At 61.2% G+C, this 22868-nt stretch carries 21 protein-coding genes; 5 read left to right on the forward strand and 16 right to left on the reverse strand.

The window, feature by feature from the left end; all coding sequences use genetic code 11:
• Positions 1-82 precede the first annotated feature (82 nt).
• The gene (cynS, locus tag F7R06_RS16100; protein ID WP_090320495.1) at positions 83-550 is read right to left on the reverse strand and encodes a cyanase; all 468 of its coding nucleotides are present in this window, start codon (positions 548-550) and stop codon (positions 83-85) included.
• A 122-nt stretch (positions 551-672) separates the two neighbouring features.
• On the opposite strand from cynS, the gene cynR reads away from it, so the two are divergent.
• Positions 673-1554 (forward strand): transcriptional regulator CynR, encoded by an 882-nt coding sequence (gene cynR, locus F7R06_RS16105; RefSeq protein WP_090320498.1) that lies wholly within the window; start codon positions 673-675, stop codon positions 1552-1554.
• 87 nt (positions 1555-1641) lie between these two features.
• Here cynR and F7R06_RS16110 read toward each other — a convergent pair whose 3' ends face one another.
• The 3 genes from F7R06_RS16110 to F7R06_RS16120 form a co-directional block, all read right to left on the reverse strand.
• Positions 1642-1971 (reverse strand): hypothetical protein, encoded by a 330-nt coding sequence (locus tag F7R06_RS16110; protein ID WP_090320500.1) that lies wholly within the window; start codon positions 1969-1971, stop codon positions 1642-1644.
• A 521-nt stretch (positions 1972-2492) separates the two neighbouring features.
• Positions 2493-2996, reverse strand: a complete 504-nt coding sequence (locus F7R06_RS16115; protein ID WP_090320503.1) for a GNAT family N-acetyltransferase — start codon at positions 2994-2996, stop codon at positions 2493-2495.
• A gap of 107 nt (positions 2997-3103) precedes the next feature.
• Positions 3104-5044, reverse strand: a complete 1941-nt coding sequence (locus tag F7R06_RS16120) for a DNA topoisomerase III (RefSeq protein WP_090327275.1) — start codon at positions 5042-5044, stop codon at positions 3104-3106.
• A 259-nt stretch (positions 5045-5303) separates the two neighbouring features.
• Here F7R06_RS16120 and F7R06_RS16125 point away from each other — a divergent pair, with 259 nt between their 5' ends.
• The gene (locus F7R06_RS16125) at positions 5304-5672 is read left to right on the forward strand and encodes a DUF427 domain-containing protein (protein ID WP_090320506.1); all 369 of its coding nucleotides are present in this window, start codon (positions 5304-5306) and stop codon (positions 5670-5672) included.
• 117 nt (positions 5673-5789) lie between these two features.
• Here the strand turns inward: F7R06_RS16125 and F7R06_RS16130 are convergent, their stop codons facing one another.
• Both F7R06_RS16130 and F7R06_RS16135 read right to left on the reverse strand, forming a co-directional pair.
• Complete coding sequence (locus tag F7R06_RS16130) at positions 5790-7412, reverse strand: MFS transporter (RefSeq protein WP_090320507.1); 1623 nt, start codon at positions 7410-7412, stop codon at positions 5790-5792.
• A gap of 226 nt (positions 7413-7638) precedes the next feature.
• Positions 7639-9285 carry a GMC family oxidoreductase gene (locus F7R06_RS16135; protein WP_090320510.1) on the reverse strand — a complete coding sequence of 549 codons (1647 nt, stop codon included), beginning with the start codon at positions 9283-9285 and terminating at the stop codon, positions 7639-7641.
• Positions 9286-9405: 120 nt separating this feature from the next.
• Between F7R06_RS16135 and F7R06_RS16140 the strand changes: the two genes are divergently transcribed.
• The gene (locus F7R06_RS16140) at positions 9406-10308 is read left to right on the forward strand and encodes a LysR family transcriptional regulator (protein WP_090320512.1); all 903 of its coding nucleotides are present in this window, start codon (positions 9406-9408) and stop codon (positions 10306-10308) included.
• Positions 10309-10327: 19 nt separating this feature from the next.
• On the opposite strand, the gene F7R06_RS16145 is transcribed toward F7R06_RS16140, so the two are convergent.
• The 7 genes from F7R06_RS16145 to F7R06_RS16175 are packed head-to-tail and all read right to left on the reverse strand — an operon-like array spanning position 10328 to position 16640.
• Positions 10328-11713: an ATP-binding protein gene (locus tag F7R06_RS16145; protein WP_090320515.1), complete on the reverse strand. Its 1386-nt coding sequence runs from the start codon at positions 11711-11713 to the stop codon at positions 10328-10330.
• Complete coding sequence (locus tag F7R06_RS16150; RefSeq protein WP_090320518.1) at positions 11710-12372, reverse strand: response regulator; 663 nt, start codon at positions 12370-12372, stop codon at positions 11710-11712. The genes F7R06_RS16145 and F7R06_RS16150 overlap by 4 nt, the downstream gene beginning before the upstream one ends.
• 11 nt (positions 12373-12383) lie before the next feature.
• Positions 12384-13028: a tetratricopeptide repeat protein gene (locus F7R06_RS16155; protein WP_090320521.1), complete on the reverse strand. Its 645-nt coding sequence runs from the start codon at positions 13026-13028 to the stop codon at positions 12384-12386.
• Positions 13025-13834, reverse strand: coding sequence for an SDR family oxidoreductase (locus F7R06_RS16160; protein WP_090320524.1), 810 nt, complete (start codon positions 13832-13834; stop codon positions 13025-13027). The genes F7R06_RS16155 and F7R06_RS16160 overlap by 4 nt, the downstream gene beginning before the upstream one ends.
• Positions 13821-14495: an iron-containing redox enzyme family protein gene (locus F7R06_RS16165; protein WP_090320527.1), complete on the reverse strand. Its 675-nt coding sequence runs from the start codon at positions 14493-14495 to the stop codon at positions 13821-13823. The genes F7R06_RS16160 and F7R06_RS16165 overlap by 14 nt, the downstream gene beginning before the upstream one ends.
• Entirely contained in the window at positions 14492-15973 is a 1482-nt protein-coding gene (locus F7R06_RS16170) for an AMP-binding protein (protein ID WP_090320530.1), read from the reverse strand. Before F7R06_RS16170 ends, F7R06_RS16165 begins: the two co-directional genes overlap by 4 nt.
• Positions 15963-16640: a thermostable hemolysin gene (locus F7R06_RS16175; RefSeq protein ID WP_090320533.1), complete on the reverse strand. Its 678-nt coding sequence runs from the start codon at positions 16638-16640 to the stop codon at positions 15963-15965. Before F7R06_RS16175 ends, F7R06_RS16170 begins: the two co-directional genes overlap by 11 nt.
• A gap of 184 nt (positions 16641-16824) precedes the next feature.
• On the opposite strand from F7R06_RS16175, the gene F7R06_RS16180 reads away from it, so the two are divergent.
• Complete coding sequence (locus F7R06_RS16180) at positions 16825-17397, forward strand: cytochrome b (RefSeq protein ID WP_090320536.1); 573 nt, start codon at positions 16825-16827, stop codon at positions 17395-17397.
• On the opposite strand, the gene F7R06_RS16185 is transcribed toward F7R06_RS16180, so the two are convergent.
• Complete coding sequence (locus F7R06_RS16185; protein ID WP_090320539.1) at positions 17378-18487, reverse strand: DNA alkylation repair protein; 1110 nt, start codon at positions 18485-18487, stop codon at positions 17378-17380. The genes F7R06_RS16180 and F7R06_RS16185 overlap by 20 nt on opposite strands.
• A gap of 143 nt (positions 18488-18630) precedes the next feature.
• Positions 18631-20439 (reverse strand): monovalent cation:proton antiporter-2 (CPA2) family protein, encoded by a 1809-nt coding sequence (locus F7R06_RS16190; protein ID WP_090320542.1) that lies wholly within the window; start codon positions 20437-20439, stop codon positions 18631-18633.
• Between the two features lie 650 nt (positions 20440-21089).
• Between F7R06_RS16190 and gbdR the strand changes: the two genes are divergently transcribed.
• Positions 21090-22193, forward strand: coding sequence for a choline metabolism transcriptional regulator GbdR (gene gbdR, locus F7R06_RS16200; RefSeq protein WP_090320546.1), 1104 nt, complete (start codon positions 21090-21092; stop codon positions 22191-22193).
• Positions 22194-22275: 82 nt separating this feature from the next.
• On the opposite strand, the gene F7R06_RS16205 is transcribed toward gbdR, so the two are convergent.
• Positions 22276-22868: NAD(P)(+) transhydrogenase (Re/Si-specific) subunit beta (locus F7R06_RS16205; RefSeq protein ID WP_151149678.1), on the reverse strand; the 593-nt coding region annotated here is incomplete at its 5' end.

Below are 22868 nucleotides of genomic sequence, written 5' to 3' on the forward strand. Positions count from 1 at the left end.
GTCGGGTTTTGTCGGGTTTTGTCGGGTTTTGACCGGGTTTTGACCGGGTTGGGCCCGCACCGGAGCGCGGGCCGGTCGCCACTCAGAAAGGACGCAGGGGCAGGAACTTGCCGTCGAGGGTAATCACTGCGCGGGAGCCGCCTTCCGGGTCTTCGACTTTCTTCATGTCGAGCTTGAAGTTGATCGCGCTGATGATGCCGTCGCCGAATTGCTCATGAACCAGGGCTTTCAACGTGGTGCCGTAGATCTGGATCATTTCGTAGAAGCGGTAGATGGTCGGGTCGGTCGGGACACCCGAAAGACTGCCGCGCAGCGGGATGATCTGCAGGCGGGCTACCGAGTCGGCGTCCAGTTCGAGTTTTTCGCCAATCACTTTGGCGGCACTTTCCGGCAATGGATGCTGGCCGAGCAGGGCGGCGGTGACGTATGCCAGGCCAAGGCCGGTGCCGTCAGCCAGGTCCTGCCAGGACAGGTTCTTGCGCGCCTTGGCATCGAGGATTTCGGTGGTCAGGGCCAGGCTCGGGTCGTTGTAAGCGTGGGACTGTTGCATGGTGTTTCTCCTGTCGCAGTGGGTTGTGTTTCGGTGTGAAGCCATCTTCTGCCGATTTATCCATAGCGTCCAAGATCGATATACAATGCAAGGCATAAGTACTGCCTATAGATGGTGAGCCCATGTTGCTGCGTCATTTGCGTTATTTGCTGGCCGTGGCTGATCACGGCGGTTTCACCCGCGCCGCCGAGGCGCTGCACGTATCCCAGCCGACCCTGTCGCAACAGATCCGGCAGCTGGAAGAAGCCCTGGGCGTCAGCCTGTTCGACCGCACCTCGCGCACGGTCAAGCCGACCGACGCCGGCCAGGCCTACATCGAATGCGCTCGTCGGGTGCTGGTGGAACTGGAGGCGGGCAAGCGAGCGCTGCATGACGTGAAAGACTTGTCGCGCGGCTCTCTGCGGCTGGCCATGACGCCGACATTCATGGCGTATCTGGTGGGGCCTCTGGTGCGCGACTACGTGGCGCGGTTCCCGAACATCCATCTGGAGATTTTCGAGTTGTCGATGGACGACATCGAATCGGGGCTGGCGGAGGATTCGCTGGATATCGCGATTGCGTTTGACCAGGTGCGCAACGCCGACATCGAATCGATCCCGGCGTTTACCGAGACACTGGGCTTGATGGTCGGTCGGGCTCACCCGCTGTATGAAAGCGAAGGCGCGCTCACCAATGAGGCAGTGGCGCAACTGGAGTTTGCGTTGCTGACCGCGGACTTCGTCACCCGTACGCGCATCGACGAGTACTTCGCCCAAGGACAGATCACGCCCAAGGTGGCCATCGAAGTCAACTCGGTCAATACCTTGCTGGAAGTCATTCGGCACACGGCGATGGCGACCATCCTTCCGGAGCCTATTGCAACCAGCGATCGCGCGTTGCGCAGGATCCCGTTGGCGGGGGAGGCGCCCCGGCGCGGAGCGGCTTTGCTGCGGCGTAAAAACAACTACCACAGTGCGGCGTCGTTGGCGTTTGTGCAGTTGGTGTTGGGTGCCGATATATCTTGATCAGCAAATATTGTTGCATGGGCTTCAAAACTAAAAAGGGCCTGCTCTTGTTGGGAGCAGGCCCTTTTTATAGTTGAGTCAGTTTAATCAGTAGAACCGGTCAATCACCCGAACTTCGTTCTGGTTCTGCATCGATGCCCAGGCCTGTTTCAGGGTTTGCAGAACATTACCGATGAAGTCCTTGTCAGCCGCGGCTTTCTTGCCGACGTAGCCCTGGCCGCGACGGTACATTTTCAGTCGGGCGAGCAGGTTCTGGTTGTTCTGATCAAACTCCGCTTCATGGGCATGCGGGGACAGGCAGTCGATATGAACCTGGCCGGTCTTGCTGATCCAGAGGATATGGCTGTCGTGGCTGTCTTTTTGCGCAGCGAACATACGGGCCAGTTCTTCGATAGTTGGTTGATTGTTCAAATTCATCTTAAAACCCCTTGACCATTTGGTGATCTTTCAAAGTTGATTCGCTAATACAAGTAGCCCATCGGTTAGTTGATCCCTGGCACCGAAACCAGGACGTCAGCAGTCGTCCGCCAAATTCGGCGGGGCCCTGCGTCTGTTGCATGTAGTCGTGTTGAATAACTGCTACGCGTTAGCGTCACAACGAAGAGAAGCAGCGATAACCTTCAGGCCACTACCGACGTTTTCAGGGTCGGGCACAAGCTTCATGAGGATGGATCGCTAGCATTTCTCGCCCTTGTACTGGACGTTCAGGCCAGGTCAGCTTCTTCAATCTGCCTTGTGGGCAGCGTGTATCCGGAAAAAACAGCTCGGCGGTCAGACGAGCTTGCTCAAGCGTGTTGCGTGTACTCCCGATCGGGGAGACGTCTGCATCATGCAAGGGCAAATCGAAGGCGTCAACGGTTTTGTAGTGAATATTTTTAGTCACTACATATTGTCGGACAAAGCTGTCTGGAATTAAAAAACGTAACCGGGTGTGCGGGTCAGGACGACGGCAGCAAAGCTTCGAAGCGGTAAAAGGTGCAGGGATAACCCTTTACCGTCAGGGAATGTCGGGTGAAGCCCTCTGCCACGAGATCGGGCATGACGGCGGCCCAGAACAGCCGCGCGGGTTGATTCACTTCGATGTGGAAAATCTGCCATTGACCGGGGAATCGGCTCAAGAGGGTGGAAACGACAAACTTCGCGACACCCCGGCCACGAAAGCGCCGAGCGACGAACAAGTAACCAATGTTGTGCTCGGCACCGGGCAGGTGGGTTTCGTCGTCCACTGTTACAAAACCAGCCAATTCCCCGTCCACCCTGATCAGAAACGCTCGGGTCGAGGGTTTTCGCCAGTAGTCGGTCAGGGGCAAGATGTTGAAAAGGCCGTGTTCAGCGAGTTTCAGTGGCATCCACTCACTGAAGTCGTAGGTATAGAACTGCATCAGGCATTCGATGGTTTCCAGGTCATCGCGCTGTGCGGCGTGCAGTGCTATCGAGGACATTACCTGCGGCTCCTGGCATCAGTCAGTCAAGGATAGACGGAACGGTGAATGGCTTGTGGGGGGGATTTGTCGCGAGGGAGCAAGCTCCCTCGCCACAGGGGTAAGTGTCAGGCTTTGGGGGCCGTGCGTTTGTTGACGGGCGATGTCTTGCGCTTGGCCGGTTTACGCTTGTTTTTCCAGGGCGTCGCGCCACGTCCGGCAGGGCTGGCCGGGCCGCTGATGGTCAGGCTCAGGCCGGCGCAACGGGCCACTTGCTTGCTCATCCACGCCGCCTGTTTGGTGACGAATTCTTCAAGACTCATTTCGCCGCTCTGCACCATGTCCAGCGCCTGCTCCCAGATCGCCGTGGTACCAGGATCGGCAATCGCCCGCGGCACTGCATCGATCAGGCTGAAAGCGGCAGGTGTGGCGGCCAGCGCCTTGCCGTTCTTGACCAGGTACCCACGGTCGAGCAGGCCCTGGATGATCGAGGCGCGGGTCGCTTCGGTGCCGATGCCGGTGGTGTCCTTGAGCTTTTGCTTGAGCAGCGGATCTTCCACCAGTTTGGCAACGTTCTTCATCGCCTTGATCAGATCGCCTTCGGTGAAAGGTTTGGGCGGTTGGGTCCAGAGGTCCTTGAGCTGCACGTTGGCCACCGCGCACTCAATGCCTTCCATGAGGTTGGGCAGCGTTTGCGGGGCCGGTGCTTCACGGCCCCTGGCCGGGGCAAGTGCTTCGGGCAGTGCACGTTTCCAGCCGGGCTCGACGATCTGCTTGCCAACGGCACGCAAGGCTTCACCGGCGCAGTCGAAGTCGGCCTGGGTACGGTCGTATTCATGATTGGGCAGGAATTGGGCGAGGTAGCGTGCGCGGATCAGGGTGTAGACCGCCCGTTGTTTGCCCGCCAGTTTTTCCAGGTTCTTTGCGGCGGCGGTGGGGATGATGCCGTGGTGCGCGCTGACCTTGGCATCGTTCCAGGCCCTGGAGCGCCGTTGCGGTTCGAGGTAATCGTGCAACGCGTTCAGCGCCGGATCGGCCTGACGCAGCGCCGCCAGTATGCCCGGCGCTTCGCTGTGCTGGCTGAGGGGCAAATAGCCGCAGTCACTGCGCGGGTAGGTGATGACTTTATGGGTTTCGTAGAGCGCCTGGGCGATGTCGAGGGTTTCCTGGGCGCCGAGCCCGAGTTTCTTCGAGCAGACTTCCTGCAAGGTGCCGAGGTCGAACGGCAGCGGCGCCACCTCGCGCATGCGCTCGGTGCGCAGCTTGATCACCCGGGCGCTCGCGGCGCCTGTCATCGCAGCTGCGGCTTGTTGGGCCAGTGCCTGATTCAGGCAGCGCTCCTGATCGTCGCAAACCTCCGAGGCGGCCCGCCATTGCGCGGTGAATGGGGTGCCGTCATGCAGCAGCTGTACATCGATGGCCCAGTAAGCGACCGGTACGAAGTTGGCGATGCTGCGATCGCGATCCACCACCAGGCGCAAGGTCGGCGTTTGTACGCGACCGACCGGCAATACGCCCTGATAGCCGGACTGGCGACCCAGCAGGGTGAACAGCCGACTCATGTTCATGCCGATCAGCCAGTCGGCCCGGGAACGCCCCAGCGCCGAATGGTAAAGGCTGAAGGTTTCGGCGCCCGGCTTGAGGGCGGCGAGGGCCTTGCGGATCGAGGCGTCGTCCAGTGCCGACAGCCACAAGCGGCGGATCGGCCCACGATAACGGCAATGCTCCACCAGTTCCCGGGCGATCATCTCGCCTTCGCGGTCGGCGTCGGTGGCGATGATCAGTTCGTCGGCCTCGCCGAGCAGGCGTTTGACGGCTTTGTACTGGCTGGCCGTGCGCGGTTTGACGGTCATTTTCCATTTGTCCGGAATGATCGGCAGGTCCGCCAGCACCCAGCGCTTGTAGCGCGCGTCATAGGCGTCCGGCGGCGCGGTTTCCAGCAGGTGGCCAATGCACCAGGTCACGGTGACGTCTGTTCCCAGCCAGCAGCCATCGCCGCGGCGCCGCGCGCCGAGCACGGCCGCAATGTCTTTGGCCTGGGAAGGTTTTTCACAGAGGTACAGCCGCATAACCATCGTCGTCGATCAGTGTCCGGAGAGGTGCACAGAATGGCGGGATATGGACTCGGGGGCAATCTTTATCTGTATGGATGTACAGTTAGTGCATTGCGATAATTTGCCTGGGCCGTTCGGCTGCAAGGCGGTCATGCCTGCCGAATCTGGGTTATACCTGATAAATCGTGGTCTCGGGTCATGGGGCTGCTGCGCAGCCCGTCGCGGGCAAGCCACGCTCCCACAGGGTCATTCATCGTCGTGAGGAACGCATTCCATGAAAAGCTCCGGTCCCAGCCCTGTCATCACCATCGCCGAGCAGCCCGGTTGCCTGCTGGTGAAATTTCACGGAATCCAGGTGGCCGCCTCCTCGCGCGCCCTGGTGATGCTGGAGGCCAATTACCCTCCGGTGTACTACGTTCCGCGAGAGGACATCGACGAGAAATATTACGCCCGCACCGATCACACCAGCTATTGCCCGTACAAGGGCGATGCCAGCTATTTCAGCCTGCAGGTGCCGGGGCATGAGGGCGCCAATGCGGTGTGGAGCTATGAGAATCCCAAGGTGTCTGTCAGGCAGATTGAAAACTACGTGGCGTTTTACCCGGATCAGGTGACGTTCGAGTTGCTTGAAATCGAAGAGTGATATTCACGCTGACTTTCACAATACCTGTAGGAGCGAGCCTGCTAGCGATGGTGTGTCAGTCAACGCGATGACAACTGATACTCCATCGCGAGCAGGCTCGCTCCTACAGGTCTTCCCTTAATTTTTGTGCAGGTCCACGTTGCGGGTCTCGCGCAAACAGATCATTCCCACCACCAGGCTGACGCCGGTGATCACCACCGGGTACCACAGCCCGTAGAAGATATCGCCGGTGTACACCACCAACGCAAACGACACCGTCGGCAGAAACCCGCCGAACCAGCCATTGCCGATGTGGTAGGGCAGGGACATCGAGGTGTAGCGAATGCGTGTCGGGAACAGCTCGACCATCAGCGCTGCCAGCGGCCCGTAGCACATCGCGGAAATGATGATCAGCGCCACGATCAGCGCGACGATCATCGGTTTGTTGATCTGCTGCATGTCGGCTTGCTGTGGATAGCCGGCAAGGGTCACGGCACCGCGCAATGCCGCTTCGTCAAATCCGTCGATCTTCACGTCGCCAACGCTCACTTGCACCGTGCTGCCGGCCGGTGCCACTGCGCTGGAGTAGGGCAAGCCCTGTTTGACCAGGAAGGTTTTGACCTTGTCGCACGGGCTGTCAAATTTCGCCTTGCCGACCGGGTCGAACTGAAAGGTGCAGGTGGCCGGGTCGGCCAGCACGGTGATCGGTGCCTGACGGCTGGCCTGGTCGATGGCCGGATTGGCGTAGTGAGCCAGGGATTTGAAGATCGGGAAGTACAGCGCGGTGGCCAGCAGCAGGCCGATCATCAGCACCGGCTTGCGCCCGACCTTGTCCGACAGCCAGCCGAAGAAGATGAAGAACGGCGCACCAAGGGTCACGCTGACAATCAGCAGGCCGTTGGCGACGGCAGGGTCCATTTTCAGGAATTGGGTGAGGAAGAACAGCACATAGAACTGCGCGGCGTAGAAGGTCACCGCTTGCCCGGCGTTGATGCTGAACAGGGCGATGAGCACGACCTTGAGGTTTTCCCATTTGCCGAAGGAGTCGCGGATCGGCGATTGGCAGAGTTTTCCTTCTTCTTTCATTTTCACGAAGGCCGGTGACTCATGCAGGCTCAGGCGAATCCAGGTCGAGATGCCCAGCAAAATGATCGAAAACAGGAACGGGATGCGCCAGCCCCAGACTTCGAACTGATCGCCCGTGAAGTAGCGGCAACCGAGCACCACCAGCAGCGATAACAGCAGGCCAAGGGTGGCAGTCGACTGAATCCAGCTGGTGTGAAAGCCGCGTTTGCCGATGGGCGCGTGCTCTGCGACGTAGGTCGCGGCGCCGCCGTATTCGCCGCCCAGGGCCAGGCCCTGAAGCATGCGCAGCGCCACGAGAATGATCGGCGCGGCGATGCCGATGCTGGCGTAATTGGGCAGCAGGCCGACGCAGAAGGTCGCCAGGCCCATGAGGATGATGGTGGCGAGGAAGGTGTATTTGCGTCCGATCATGTCCCCCAACCGGCCGAACACCAGGGCGCCGAACGGCCTCACGATGAAACCGGCGGCGAAGGCCATCAGGGCGAAGATGAACGCCGTGGTGTCGTTGACCCCGGCGAAGAACTGCTTGCTGATCACCGCCGCGAGGGCGCCATAGAGGAAAAAGTCATACCACTCGAAAACGGTTCCGAGCGACGAGGCGAAGATGACTTTCTGGGTGTCCTGGCTGGTACGCGCGCTGCGCAAGCTTTCCAGGGGCTGAACGTGTTCTGACATATCGGTATCCCTCACAGTGATTGTTTTTGTTGTTCCACTGTCGGCGCCGTCCTTGTGGGCTGGTGCCGCTACTTCGATGTATCGGATGTACGCGTTTGCGCAGGAGCGAGCTTGCTCCGGGCGGCGTTCCGACGATGAACTTCAGAGCGCACATGGGTGTCAGGTTGTCAGCGTTATCGTTGACGACCATCGCGAGCAGGCTCGCTCCTACAGTGTTCGTGTGGATTCACGAGTGTGTGACCCGTTCCTTTGTCTCGGTGATGCTCCTTGTGTGGGGGCTGAGGATCAGTTGTGCGGCTTTCTCGGCGATCATCAACGTGGGTGAACAGGTATTGCCCGAAGTGATGCGCGGCATGATCGAGGCGTCGGCGATGCGCAGGCCGGGGATGCCGTGCACACGCAGTTCGGCATCGACCACGGCGTGCGTGTCGTTGCCCATCCGGCAGGTGCCGACCGGGTGGAAAATCGTGGTGCCGATCCGGGCGGCGGCTTCGTGCAATTGCTCTTCGCTTTGCAGGCTGTCGCCGGGCAGGTATTCGACCGGATTGAACGCCTTCAGCGCTGGTGCGGCGACAATGCGCCGGGTCAGGCGAATGGCGTCGGCCGCCACGCGCAAATCCTCTGGATTGCTCAGGTAATTGGGTTGAATCAGTGGTGCCTCTTGCGGGTTGGCGGAGCGGATTTCGACCCGGCCACGGCTCTGCGGACGCAAGTCGCAGACTGATGCGGTAAAGGCCGGGAACGCATGCAGCGGTTCACCGAAGCGCTCCAGGGACAGCGGTTGCACGTGGTATTCGAGGTTCGCCGACGTCTGTTCCGGCCCCGAGCGAGCGAAGGCGCCGAGCTGACTGGGCGCCATGGACAGCGGGCCGCTGCGGTCATACAGGTAGCGCAGGCCCATGCCCATCTTGCCCCACAGGCTGCCGGCGATCTGGTTCAGGGTACGGGCATTTTGCAGTTTGTAGATCAGGCGCAGTTGCAGGTGGTCCTGCAGGTTGCCACCCACGCCGGCCAGTTCATGCGCGACGCCGATGCCCAAGCGTTGCAGGAGCGGGCGAGGGCCGATCCCGGAGCGCTGGAGGATGCTCGGTGAGCCGACGGAGCCAGCGCACAGGATGATTTCCTTGCGGGCCTTGAAGGTCCTGGCCTGATCCTGCCAACGGGCGCTGATGGCACTGGCACGGCCGCTTTCCAGCAGCACGCGGTCGACCTCCACGCCGGTCAGTACGGTCAGGTTGGGGCGGTTGCGGATCGGCTTGAGAAACGCCTTGGCCGCATTCCAGCGGATGCCGGCCTTCTGATTGACTTGGAAGTAGCCGCAGCCTTCGTTGTCGCCCTGGTTGAAGTCATCAATGCTGGCGATGCCGCTTTGCTCGGCGGCTCTGCGGAAGGCATCGAGAATCGGCCACGACAGACGCTGGCGTTCGACCCGCCACTCGCCGGCACCGCTGTGAAACGCCGAGTCGCCGGCAAAGTGGTTTTCGCTCTTCTTGAACAGCGGCAGGACGTCTTGCCAGCTCCAGCCGGGATTACCCTCGGCAGCCCAGCTGTCGTAGTCGGCCGCCTGGCCGCGCATGTAGATCATGCCGTTGATCGAGCTGCAGCCCCCGAGCACTTTGCCGCGCGGATAGCTCAGGGCACGGCCTTGCAGACCGGGTTGGGCTTCGGTCTTGAAGCACCAGTCGGTGCGCGGGTTGCCGATGCAGAACAGATAGCCCACGGGGATGTGAATCCACGCATAGTTATCGCGGCCGCCGGCTTCGAGCAGCAGTACACGGTGCTGCGGGTTGGCCGACAAGCGATTGGCCAGCAAACAACCGGCCGGGCCGGCCCCGACCACGATGTAGTCGTACTCATCAAGGGAAGTCTGCATCCCTGACCTCATGTTGTTGTTCTTGTTGGGATCCATCCTAGTTGTTAGCTTTCGTCAAAAGAATGTTAGTTTTTGCGCAGCTGCTGTTCGTTTTTAAACACCTGTAAACAAGGATGATTCATGTTCGACTGGAATGACGTGCGGTTTTTTCTCGAATTGCAGCGTAGCGGACGTTTGCTGACCGCTGCCCGGCGCTTGAACACCACCCACGCCACCGTTGCGCGGCACATCGAGGCCATCGAAAAAAGCCTCGGCACCGCGTTGTTCGTCCAGCATGCGCAGGGCTATGAGTTGACGCCGGCCGGCGAAGCGCTGCTCAAGCACGCCGAAGCCATGGAGAACGTCGCGCTGCTGGCCCAGGAAGAAATCACCCAATCCACGGCGCCGCTGGGCAAGATTCGCGTGGGCGTGACCGAGGGCCTGGGCATCATGTTCCTGGCCAGCCGCATGAATGGCCTGTTCGAGCGCTATCCGGGGCTGGAGGTCGAACTGGTGGCGGTGCCGCGCTTTGTCAGCATCCTCAACCGCGAGGCGGAAATCAGTATTCACCTCGAACGCCCGGCCGCCGACATGCTGGTCACGCGCAAACTCACCGACTATCGACTGGCGCTGTACGCCAGCCAGGATTACCTCGACCGTTCGCCCGCGCTGCACAGCCGCGAAGACCTGGGCCGGCATGCGTGGATCGGTTATGTCGACGACTTGCTGTTCAGCCAGGAACTGATGTTCCTCAACAGCTTCTGCCGTAATCCGCGTGTGGTCTTCCACAGCACCAGCGTCATCGCCCAGCATCAGGCTGCGCGCGCAGGCCTGGGGATCGCGGTGCTGCCGTGTTACATGGCCAGCGCCGACCCCGGCCTGGTGCCGTTGCTGCCGGACGAGAGCATCCAGCGCAGCTACTGGATCAGCACCCGCCGCGAACTGCACAAATCCGTGCGGTTGCGCGTGTTGTGGGATTACGTGGTGGAAATGTGTGAGCGGGAGCAGGACCTGTTGCAGGGGGCCGTCCGCGCCCCCGCGTAGTCGGCCCGCAAGACGTTCGCTAGGAAGCGCTGAGTGGCCGGGTATCTGGAATCGTCAGGGTCGCGCGCAATCCGCCTTCAGCCCGATTGGCCAGGGTGATGCGTCCGCCCAGCCGATGGGCAATGGTGTTGACGATCGTCAGCCCCAGTCCCGCGCCATGGGTGTTTCCGCGACTGTAGAAGCGTTCGAACACCCGTGCGTGGTCCGCTTCGTCGATGCCCGGTCCCTGATCCAGGACACTCAGGGCATAGAAACCATCCGCCTGACTCAATTGCACGGTGATGACGCCGTGCTCGGGGGAAAAGTTCGCGGCGTTGGTGATCAGGTTGTTCAACGCGATATCGATGGCGGCGGCGTCGGCGAAGACTTTGCAGGGGCGGTCACTGGCTTCGAAGGCCAGTTCCAGATGTTTGCTCAGCAACCAGGGCGTGAGCTCGACCAGGCTGTCGCGCACGCTTTCGGTCAGGTCGATAGCCTTCAGCGCCGGCGTCTGGGCTTGGGGTTCGAGGCGGGCCATGGTCAGTAACTGGTTGACCAGTCGGCTGGTCCGGTCGACGCCGGCGATCAGGAATGCCAGGGATTCACGGCGCTCGTCTTCGGTTCTGGCTTCCATCAGGTTCTGCGCGTGCACCCGCAAGATCGCCAGGGGCGTGCGCATTTCATGGGCGGCATCGGCAATGAAGCGCCGCTCTCGTCCGAGTACTTCCTGAATCTGCGCCAGCATGCGGTTGAGGGCCGCCTGCATTGGTTCGAGTTCGCTCGGCAGGGGGGTCAGGTGCAACGGCTCCAGCGAGCCACTGTGACGAGCCCGCAGGGTCTGCGCCATATCGGCCAAGGGTTTGAGGCCCCAACCAATGGCCAGCCAGACCATCGCCGCCAGCACCAGGCTGCCCACTATGTTCGGCCACAAGGTATGACTCACGATGCGATCCACCAGATCCGCGCGCACGTCGTCGCGCTCACCGACCCAGATCCGCAACTCGTTCTGTTTGTCTTCGAGCAGAAATGCGCGCCATTGGCGGTTGTTCAGGTCCACCACATCGCTGAAGCCTGGTGTGGAGGGCGGCGCAGTGAATGAAGGAGCACTGGCGGTGTGCACCAGCACTTCGCCCTTGCGGTTCCAGACTTGAAAGGCAATCTTGGTTTCATAGGGATGACCATCGACCTTTGGCTCGGCTGCGCCCAGGGCCTGGTTGAACGCCTGATACAGTTCGGCGTGCTGCTTGCTGGCCAGTGGCATGCGCATTACGCCTTGCAGCAACCGCGCGTTCTGGGCCAGTTGCGCGTCATAGACTTCGGCGATTTCATGGTTGCTATCATGCAGGTTGAGCACGCTGATCACGGCGATACCGGTGAGCATCAGGCCAATGATCAGCGTCAGGGTGCGACGCCGGATCGAAGTCATCGACGCTCCTCCACCAGATAACCGACACCACGAATGGTGCGGATCAGATCGGTGGAGAACTTCTTGCGCAGGTGATGGATGTGCACTTCCAGGGTGTTGCTCTCGGCTTCTTCGTTCCAGCCGTACAGCAATTGCATCAGGTGATCGCGGGTGATCACCCGGCCGGGTGGCGAGAGCAGTTCGTGCAGCAGCTGGTATTCCTTGGGCGTCAGGGCCACCGGCTCGCCGTTGTAGCTGACTTGCTGGGTGCCAGGGTTCAGGCTGATACCAGCGTGCTCGATCAGCACCTGGGCGCGGCCGGCGCTGCGCCGCAACAACGCCCGCAGGCGGGCCTTGAGCTCGGCCAGGTCAAAGGGCTTGATCAGGTAATCGTCGGCCCCGGCATCCAGCCCGGCAATGCGGTCTTCGGTGGCGTCGCGGGCGGTGAGGATCAGCACCGGCAGGTTCGAGCCGCTGTCACGCAGCCGTCGCAGCACTTCGAGGCCGTCCATGCGCGGCAGGCCAAGGTCGAGCACCGCCAGGTCAAAGGATTCACTGAGCAGCGCATGCAAGGCGCTGTTGCCGTCCTGCAACCAATCCACCGTGTAGCCCTCACGGCTCAGGGCCTGATGGATGCCTTCGCCCAGGGCCACGTCATCTTCAACCAGTAATAAGCGCACACGGACTCCTGTCAGCCGAGTTTTTTATTGACGTCCACCAGTAAGGCTTCGATTTCCTTGCGCCGACCCGCATCAGCGGTTTCGCGGCCCGGTCTGGGCGCCGCTTGCAGGGCTTTTTGCAAGGCTGCCCTGGCTTCGGTGTAACGCTTTTGACGGTAAAGGTGATCGCCCCAGAAGTACAGGCTGTCGTTGCCATTGGGGTTGAGTTGCAACGCTGTTTTAAGCAATTGCTCGGCCTTGTCCGCGTCGCCGAAACCGATGGGCCAGCCGGGTACGCGGTCGTACAGCGCGCCAAGGCTGGTGTAGGCCGAACCTTGCAGCGCCTTGGGGTCCAGGGCCAGGGCCTTTTCCAGATCGGCTTTCGCCGCCTTGACCTTGCTCAGCGCGCCAAGCCCGCCCTGGGCACCGGCCCAACTGCTGTTGACGATCCCGGACCAGATCCAGGCCTCCGCCACGTTCTGGCGCTCCTGGGTGAAGGTCGCGGTCTGGGCGGCGAGTTTTTCGAACGCCGTGGTGCGTTGCCCCTCCGGCAGTTCGTACTGAATGTGCGCCCAGTTCTGCTGAATACTCACCAGCCGCTGTTCGTCAACGGCGTCCAGCGCCCAGGCGCTCTGGCTCAAGGCCCCCAGCAGCAGGTAGGCGGCTATCTTGTTCATGGTTCGAGATTCTCCTTGTCGGGTTTCTGACTCAAGTGACGGATCAGCGGCAATTGTTTGCGCAGGCCTCGGTCCACCAGGTTGGGCAGCAGACTGTTGAGGCGCACGAAGAAGCGTTCCGGCCAGCCCAGGTACAGATCGCGACGGTCGCCGGCAATGGCGTGAATCACGGCAGCGGCCACGGTTTGCGGGTCGTCGACGCTGGACTTCAGGGCATCGTTGAGCGCCTGGGCCGCCGGGCTGTTCATGCTGGTGCGGGTGGCACGCGGGGCGACGTAGAGCACGCTGACCCGGGTGTCCGCCAGTTCCCGGCGCAGGGCTTCGGAAAACCCGCGCAACGCGAACTTGGTAGCGCAATAGCTGGCGTAGCCGGGGTAGCCGATGGACCCGTAGGTGGAGCCGACGTTGACCACCATGGCGCTGGGGGCCTGCTTGAGCAGGGGCAGGAGGATTTTCGTCAGGCAGATCGGTGCACCGACATTCAGCGCGAGCATCGCGTTGATCTCGCTGTCCTCCAGTTGTTCGAGCATGGCGAAATGATTGACCCCGGCGGCGTTGATCAACAGGTTGATGCCACCGATGCTTTCGGCCTCGGCCAGCACTTCACTACGGTCCGCCGCCGACGTCAGGTCCGCCGCAATCCAGCACAGGTTATCGGGATACCGCTCAAGCAGCGACTCCAAGGGTTGCCGATGCCGAGCCACGGCCAATACCCGGGCACCGCTGGCGCACAAGGCCGTGGCGATGGCCAGGCCGATGCCGCCGCTGGCACCGGTCAATACCACGCGAGCTTCAGACAGGCGCATGGACGTTCTCCCCGTCACGCGGCAAACCGCGGAACATGTCGGCGTAGAGCGTGTACACCACTTTGGAAGCATGAATGACCGCGGCCTGATCGTCCGGGTCTTCCAGCTTGTTCATCAAGCGACGGTAGGTCTGCATGTGTTCGATATCCAGGGCGCCGTGGGAACTGAGGTAGCTGAAAGCGCTTTCCGGCAAATCCAGGCGCTGGCGAATGCTGCCGGCGGCATGGGTGGCCAGGGCGATGCTGGTGCCTTCCAGCACGTTGACCATGCCGAACAGACCGACCGGGTTGTCTCGGGCAATCAGGTCGTAGAGAAACCCCACCATCAATTCGATGGGGAGGGAAGGGCGACCGTCGCGGACCGCGGATTTGTCGCCGCCGCAGGCTTCGATGTCGTTGAGCACCCATTGTTCGTGGCCGTACTCATCCTCGATGTACTCGCACACGGCCTGCCGCAGCCATTCCAGGCGTGAGGGCAGGCGCGCGCCGCAGGCCATCATCAATGGCACCGTGTGACGTACGTGGTAATAGGCTTGCGTCAGGAAGGCCCGGTAGCTTTCCAGGCTGACCTTGCCCTCCAGGGCATCGCGAATGACCGGGAGGTTGAACAGTTCGTGGCGTTCCTGGTGGGTGGCTTCTTGCAGGGTGTCGAAAAAACTCATGATGCGGTGTCCTCTGGAAACGCAGATTCGCTCAGTTGCGCCCGGTACTGCTCGACGATGGCGTCGCGACGGGGGCGGCCATTGGCGGTCAGCAGGCCATTGGCCGGGGTGAAGGGTTGATCCAGCCGGGTCCAGCGATGGACCTGGGCGTAGTCAGGCAAGGCCTCGTTGGCCTTGGCCACGGCGGCGGCCAGTTGCTCGTCCGGGCAGTCGGGGCGATGGGGCCAGAGCAGTGCATGGTTGTGTGGCATGGCTTCGCCGTAGACGAAGGCCTGGGCGATATGCCGCCGTTGAGTCAGCTCGGCCTCGACCCATTCGGGGTTCACATTGCGTCCGAAACTGGTGACGAACTGATGCTTCTTGCGCCCCTTGAGGTAGAGGTAGCCCTCGGCGTCGAATTCGCCGAGATCGCCGCTGGGCCACCATTGATCGGTGTGCGGCGCGTCCCCCAGGTAGCCGAGCAGGGTCGAACCCTTGATCAGCACTTCACCATCGTCGGCCAGGCGAATCTGCACATGGGGCAGAGGACGACCGACGCTGCCGGGCCGGCAGGCCTGGGGCCGGTTGAGGCAAACCACCGACGCGCACTCCGACAGGCCATAGCCTTCGAAGACCGGCAGGCCCACCCGTTGCGCCCGGTGCAGCAAATCTTCGGCAACCCGCGCGCCACCCACGGCGGCAAAGCGCAGGTGTTGCGGGTTGAAGCCTTTCTGCTCCGCAGCGCTGACCAACATCAACAACAGTTGCGGTACCAGAATCAGACTCTGCGGGGTACGGCTGGCCAGGAATCCCAGCAGGCGTGGCACATCGACGCCGCTGGCGCCTTGAATGCCCAGGGTTTTCTGGCTGGGCAGGCTCAGGGTCGCCCCGGCGTACAACGCCGCATAACAACCGATGTTTTCCAGCAGAATGGCCAGCGGCAGCAGTGCCAGATGATGCTGCGGATGGCTGGGCCGGCTGGCCAGCTCCAGTTCGCGGGCCACCTGCAGAATGCTCTCGGCACTGAGGCAGACGCCTTTCGGCGTGCCGGTGGTGCCGGAGGTGAAAGTCAGCTTGGCAGTGCCTTCGGGCATCCGGTTGGGGCCCTTGAAGGTGCGGCGCCAGAATTCGCCGGTGTGCGCATAGCCGCTCGCTTGCAGCTCGCTTTCCAGCTCCGGGAAGGCGATCACGACCTCGGCCTGGCTCTGCTCCAGGCAATGGCTGCGTTGTGCGGCGCTGAAGAACGGCGGCAACGTCAGGCACGTCAGGCCTTCAAACAATGCGGCCAGGTCCCAGAGCATCGCTTCGACGCCATTGTCCAACGCCAATGCGACCACCTTGATATTCCCATCGCGCAGGCGCTGCCGCCGGGCCATCACCTCGGTGTACAGCGTGGCGTAGTCCAGCATCGACTGATCGCCCCACAAGGCGATGGCGTGGGGCTTTTCTTCGGCATGGCGGCGCAGGATCCGGTTGAAACGTTCCATTTCAGGCGACATGGATGAACCCCTCCATGGACGTCGGCAAACCCAGGCGACCGAACAGGCCGATATTGCGCAAATGAATGAACCCTGCGCGGATATTGCCCACGTGCACCCAGGGCTTGCTCTCGTAATAGCTGCCCCAGCTGTACCGGTCGTCGCCCAGCCGCGCCGGGTCGGCGGCGCACAGGGTCACCGGTTTCAAACCGAGCCGGTGGAAGCTGTTGACCAGACCGATGTTGCCAGTGAATGCCACCCATTCCAGGCCACCCATGGCCAGCAGGTATGTGATGGCGATGATGCTCATTCGTGCGCTGCCGGTGTCACTGGCCGCCAGATTGCCCACTTCGACGATACCGGTCCGTTCCACCGGGCGATCAGCGGCGGCGCTGATCAGCGGGTCGATCGGTTCATCCAGATAACGCTCCAGAAACAACTCCCCGTCATCGGCCAGGCGTACGCCGGCCACGGCGCAGAGCTCTCCGGCGTCATTGCTCATGCCGAACAGTTCCGGCATGAAATGGCGGATATCGGCGCCGTGGGCCTTGCGGAAACGTTGTTGGATATAGGTTTCGAAGCATTCGCGCTGGGGGTCATCCGGCAGCGCTCTGGCCAGACTCATCGGCGGCGTTTCCGCTTGGCCGAACTGCAGAGGCAAAGGGATGTTCCAGTCGAAGTGGGGCATTGAATGGCGCCTCCCGGGAAAGTATGGGAGGAGTATCGGAAGCATTTCTTAACGGAGTCTGAAGGTGAGAAAAAAGTTAAATAGCGTCGTCTTCAGGTTCGCTTAAGATTGCGCTGGCAGGGTGGCACCCGATCAGGTTGTACGAACGAGTCGGCGGCCTGCACTGAACTTCACGAGGCCCACCATGACCCGCGATTCAACAACACAACGTTACGGAAAACTGTCGATAGCCATGCACTGGTTAATGCTGGCGCTGTTTGTCGGCGTCTATGCCTGCATCGAAATCAAGGGGTTCTTGCCCCGTGGTGGTACCGGGAGGAGTTTTTTTCTCGGGCTGCACGGTTTATTCGGTTTGAGTATTTTTGCCCTGGTCTGGATCCGTTTGCTTGGGCGGCTGTCCCCGCGCCCACCCATCATGCCGGCACCGCCCACCTGGCAGACCGGTGTTTCCCACTTGATGCACCTGGCGCTGTATGTGCTGATGATTGCCACGCCGGTACTGGCCTGGCTGATGCTGGCCGCTGGCGACAAGCCGATGCCCTATTTTGAGTTTGCCTTGCCGGCACCGGTGGCGGTCGATCCCGACCTGGCCAAACAGTTCAAGCACTGGCACGAGCAACTCGGAAACGCCGGCTACTGGTTGATCGGCTTGCACGCGGCGGCTGGTTTGTTCCACCACTATTGGGTCCAGGACAACACCCTGACGCGCATGCTGCCAGGCCGTTCGCGGGATTCGCTCAATCAGCGTCAACAGTAATTTCGAAGGCCGTACTCGCCAGCCGTTCGCCATTGATCAGCACATGCACCGCATGCCGGCCCGCGTAGTGCCGACGGGTGGTCAGTTCCTTGATGTGCTGGCCCCGGGCAATGGATTCGGTGGCCTTGCCGGGCAAGGTCAGGGCCTTGAGCTTGAAGACCTTGGTCGACGTGCTGCCGTTGGCCTTGACGTAATCGATGGCGTAGTCGATCACCAGGCGCTGGCTGGCCTCCACCGTGGATCTGACGGCAAAGGACAGGGTGATTTTTTCCCCCAGGCCTATCACCGGCGGATTGACCTGTACGTCGAGGATCTCGACTTCAGGCTTGCCGCTGGCGCCGATGATCGCCAGCGCCCTCTGATTGCCCTGTTTGATCAGGCTGCGCAGCGCGTGCCTGGCGATCCACGCCGTGTGTTTGTTATCCAGCGACCAGCCTTCGATCAGGTCCAGCACCCACTGCGGGTGATCCTTGGTGATGTCGTTGAGGTGGTTGGCCACGGACTTGCGGACATACAGGCTGGGGTCGGCCTTGAGGTTGTCGAGAATGGCGGCGGCCAGCCGTGGCTCGGCCTGGATCGACTCCAGGCGAAACGACCACGGCAAGCGTGGCCGGCAGCCTTCACTGGCCAGGCGTCGGACGTGTTCGCTGGCATCCAGCGACCAGTCATGCATCAGTTTGAGGGACCGCTCCAGATCGCGACGCAGGAAGTGTCGGATGGCGAACTCCGAGGAGCCGAAGGCGGTGAAGTACTTGAGCGCGTCCATGGACAGGTCGAATCGCTCGGCGCCGTAGGTCGCCACGTAATGCGGCAGGCACATGCTGACGAAACCGCTGTTCAGGCGCGGGGCGAGGGCGCGCAATAATGGCAGCGAGGCCTCGAAGTCCAGCGCCAGCACCGCGTGCAGGCATTCGCTGACGCGGGCCATGCGCTGCATCACCGACAGGTCCGCCAGACCGCTTTTGGCCAGCTTCAGGAAGGCCCTGGCATCGAACCGGGGATAGACCGCGGTCATCTCGGTGGCGATGTGCTGGAGGCGTTCGCTGTTGAAGATTTCCTTGAGGGCGGGGGAGGATGAGTCAGCAGCCATTGTGGGTTCCTTTGTATTTGTTGTTTACCCAATACATCGGGTAATCGTTCTTCGCGAGCAGGCTCGCTTCCACAAGGCGCTTGCCAACGACACCTGTTCAATGTGGGAGCGAGCCTGCTCGCGAAGAGGCCCTTGAAGTCACTTCATTTCCTGGCCGCTTGCTCTTCCAGCTGATCCGACTCAAACAGCCGCGCCAGTTCCGCCCGTGCTTCCTGGGCCGTCTGCATGACTTTCGCCGCATCGTCGTACACCGCATGCTGGGCTTCGAGCACCTGTTCGTCGTGGTGTTTGAAACGCTTGATCCGCGCATCCGCCTGGGCCTGGGTCAATCCCAGCCCGATCAGGGTCTGGCGGCTCATTTCCAGGCTGGAATAAAAGGTCTCGCGCACCGCCAGGGCGTCGACGTCCATCAGCCGATGCACATGCTGACGGTTACGGGCGCGGGCGATGATTTTCATCTCCGGATAGAGCTTGCGCACCAGCTCGGCGGTCTTGATGTTGGTGTCCGGGTCGTCGGTGGCAATCACAAAGAACTCCGCTTCGCCGACTTTCGCGGCCTTGAGAATTTCCGGACGCATCGGGTCGCCGTAGAACACCGGTACACCGCCGAAGCTGCGGGACAGCTCGATGGTTTCCACCGAGGTGTCGAGGGCCACGAACTTGATGTTCTGGGCCCGCAGGATACGCGCAACGATTTGCCCCATGCGGCCCATGCCGGCAATGACCACCCGGGGCGCTTCAGTGTCGATCTCGCGAAATTGCTCGGGGACCACCACCGGTTGCACCTTGGGGCTGACCAGGCGGGCGCACCCCAGTAACAGCAACGGCGTGAGCGCCATGGACAGGGTGATGGTCAGCACCAGCAAATCATACAGGTGCGGTTCGAACAGCCCTTGATCGCGGCCGATCTTGAACACCACGAAGGCGAATTCACCGCCCGCCGCCAGCACGATGCCGAGGCGAATCGCGCTGACCTTGCCCAGGCCGCCGGCCAGCCGCCCCACGACAAACAGCAACGGCAGCTTGATGGCAATCAGCAGCAGGGTCAGGCCCAGCACCACGGCGGGCGCGCTCAGCAGCAGACTCAGGTTCGCGCCCATGCCGACGCTGATGAAAAACAGCCCCAGCAGCAGCCCCTTGAACGGTTCGATTTGCGCCTCCAGTTCATGACGGTATTCGGAGTCTGCCAGCAGCAGGCCGGCGAGGAAGGCACCAAGGGCCATCGACACGCCCACCAGGTCCATCAACCATGCCGTGCCGATGACCACCAGCAGTGCGGTGGCGGTGGACACCTCCGGCAAACCGGTTTTCGCCACCACCCGGAATACCGGTCGCAGCAGATAACGTCCGCCGATCACCACCACGGCAATGCTGCCCAGTACCCGCAAACCGTGATTGACATCGTCGGCGGCACTGGCGTTGTGATCGACGCCGGCCAGCAACGGCACCATGGCGATCAGCGGGATCGCGGCGATGTCCTGGAACAGCAGGATGGCAAACGCCAGGCGCCCGTGGGGGCTGGTCAGTTCCTTGCGCTCGGCCAGGCTTTGCAGGCCAAACGCGGTGGATGACAAGGCCAGGCCCAGGCCCAGCACGATGGCGCTGTTGAGCGGCTGGCCGAACAAAAACAGCGCCACCACACCGATCACCGAGCCGGTCAACAACACCTGCGCCAGGCCGACGCCAAACACCGATTTGCGCATCACCCACAAGCGGCGCGGCGACAATTCAAGGCCGATGATGAACAGCAGCAACACCACGCCGAGTTCCGAGATATGGCTGACACTCTGCGGATTGCCGATCAGGCCCAGCACCGAAGGCCCGATGATCACCCCGGCAAACAGATAACCCAGCACCGCCCCCAGTTGCAGCCGCTTGGCCAGTGGCACGGTGAGCACCGCCGCGAACAGAAACACGACAGCGGCTTGCAACAGATTGCCTTCATGGGGCATGACGAAACTCCATTCACTCGGTACGGCAGGGGCGACAAGGATAAAGGCTGGGGTTGGCTGAGTCAGCCATGGGTTGGAACTCAGTTGTTACATTTTGCATTGGTTGGTTACATTCATAGAATAAGTGGATCAATCCGATTCCACGCGGCGTCTTCGAATGTAGGCGCACGTTCAAACACTTAACAAGGAAGCTCGGGGGGGCGATATGACATTGCCAGCCTGGATCTTTTCATCTCGGTCGCCGATGAGCGAAACCTGGCCCGTGCCTCCCGCATCAAGCCCTCGCAGTGTCAGCGGTCAGCAAGCGCGTCACCGAGTTTGGCATTGCTCATCATTGCATTCAAAAACCGACATGTAGGCGTCGGTGACAAACAAGTTGGCGTTTTTAGACAGGTCTCGCGCATGTGCTACCAATGTGCACAAGGTTGATGAACGCTGGCACAAACCCTAGCGTTTTCCTTATGGCTCCCGCCCTGCAATACCTCAGCCTAGAGACATTGGATGATGTCGTTTTTTGATCTGTTCAAACTTATGTAATTGGGTATGACCTTTGCAGGTTGAATACATACAAATCCACCCAGTTTTGGATGGACGAATAAAAAGAGCCTTTGCCTGAGGCCGTTCACCCGCGTTACCTGTGGAGTACCTTGATGACGACGTTCAATTCCGGGGCGAAACCCCAAAACTCTGCACCTCAATCGATCGGTTTTTTGCTGCTGGACAACTTCACGTTGATTTCTCTGGCCTCCGCCGTGGAGCCTCTGCGAATGGCCAACCAGTTGTCCGGTCGTGAGCTGTATCGCTGGACGACCCTCACCGTCGATGGCGGCCAGGTCTGGGCCAGTGATGGCCTGCAAATCACTCCTGACGCCTCCATGCATAAAGCTCCACCAATGGACGCGATCGTCGTTTGCGGTGGCGTCGGTATCCAGCGCACCGTTACCCGCGAACACGTGTCATGGCTGCAGAGCCAGGCACGTCAGCACCGGCGTCTTGGCGCGGTGTGCACTGGCAGCTGGGCCCTGGCGTGCGCCGGCCTGCTGGACGGATTCGATTGCAGCGTGCACTGGGAATGTCTGGCGGCGATGCAGGAAGCGTTTCCGCGTGTGGTCATGAGCACCCGGCTATTCACCCTCGACCGTAACCGTTTCACCAGCTCCGGCGGCACCGCGCCGCTGGACATGATGCTGCACCTGATCAGCCGCGATCACGGTCGCGAACTGTCGGCTGCGATTTCGGAGATGTTCGTCTACGAACGCATCCGCAACGAACAGGATCACCAGCGCGTGCCGCTCAAGCACATGCTCGGCACCAACCAGCCGAAATTGCAGGAAATTGTCGCGCTGATGGAGGCCAATCTCGAAGAGCCGATCGACCTGGACGAACTGGCTGTGTATGTCTCGGTGTCCCGTCGTCAGCTAGAACGCCTGTTTCAGAAATACTTGCACTGTTCGCCATCGCGGTACTACCTCAAGCTGCGCTTGATCCGCGCGCGGCAGCTGCTCAAGCAAACGCCGGTGTCGATCATCGAAGTAGCGACGATCTGTGGCTTCGTGTCCACGCCACACTTCTCCAAGTGCTACCGCGAATACTTCGGCATTCCACCGCGTGACGAACGTGTAGGCTCCAACACCACGCAACAGGTCGCGATGATACCGCTGCCGCAAGCGCTGGTGCTGTCGCCGTTGTCCGGGCCATTGTCGGCATTGAGCCAGGCACGCAACGAATCCACCTTTGCCAGTGTTCGTCTATAAATTTTCACCCCTATCCTGCAAAAGCGTAACGTTCGCAGGATAGGGGACGGCGCTTCATTTTAGTGTTGCGCTGAGGCAGGACTCACTCGACAGCCTTGACCATGTCCTCGATGACCTTTTTAGCGTCGCCGAACACCATCATGGTTTTGTCCAGGTAGAACAGTTCGTTGTCCAGACCGGCATAGCCGCTGGCCATCGAGCGCTTGTTGACGATGATGGTCTTGGCCTTGAACGCTTCGAGAATCGGCATGCCGGCAATCGGCGATTTCGGATCGTTCTTGGCGGCCGGGTTGACCACGTCGTTGGCGCCCAACACCAGCACCACGTCGGCCTGACCGAACTCGGAGTTGATGTCTTCCATCTCGAACACCTGGTCGTAAGGCACTTCGGCCTCGGCCAGCAGTACGTTCATGTGGCCAGGCATACGACCGGCCACCGGGTGGATCGCATATTTCACGGTCACGCCGCGATGGGTCAGCTTCTCGGTCAGTTCCTTCAGCGCATGCTGAGCACGGGCCACCGCCAGGCCGTAGCCCGGAACGATGATCACGGTGTCGGCGTTGGTCAGCAGGAAGGTCGCGTCGTCAGCCGAACCGGATTTCACCGGACGGGCTTCCTTGGCGCCTGCGGGACCGGCGTCGGCTGTATTGCCGAAACCGCCGAGCAGTACATTAA

The organism is Pseudomonas moorei, from assembly GCF_008801475.1.
Classification (GTDB): domain Bacteria; phylum Pseudomonadota; class Gammaproteobacteria; order Pseudomonadales; family Pseudomonadaceae; genus Aquipseudomonas; species Aquipseudomonas moorei.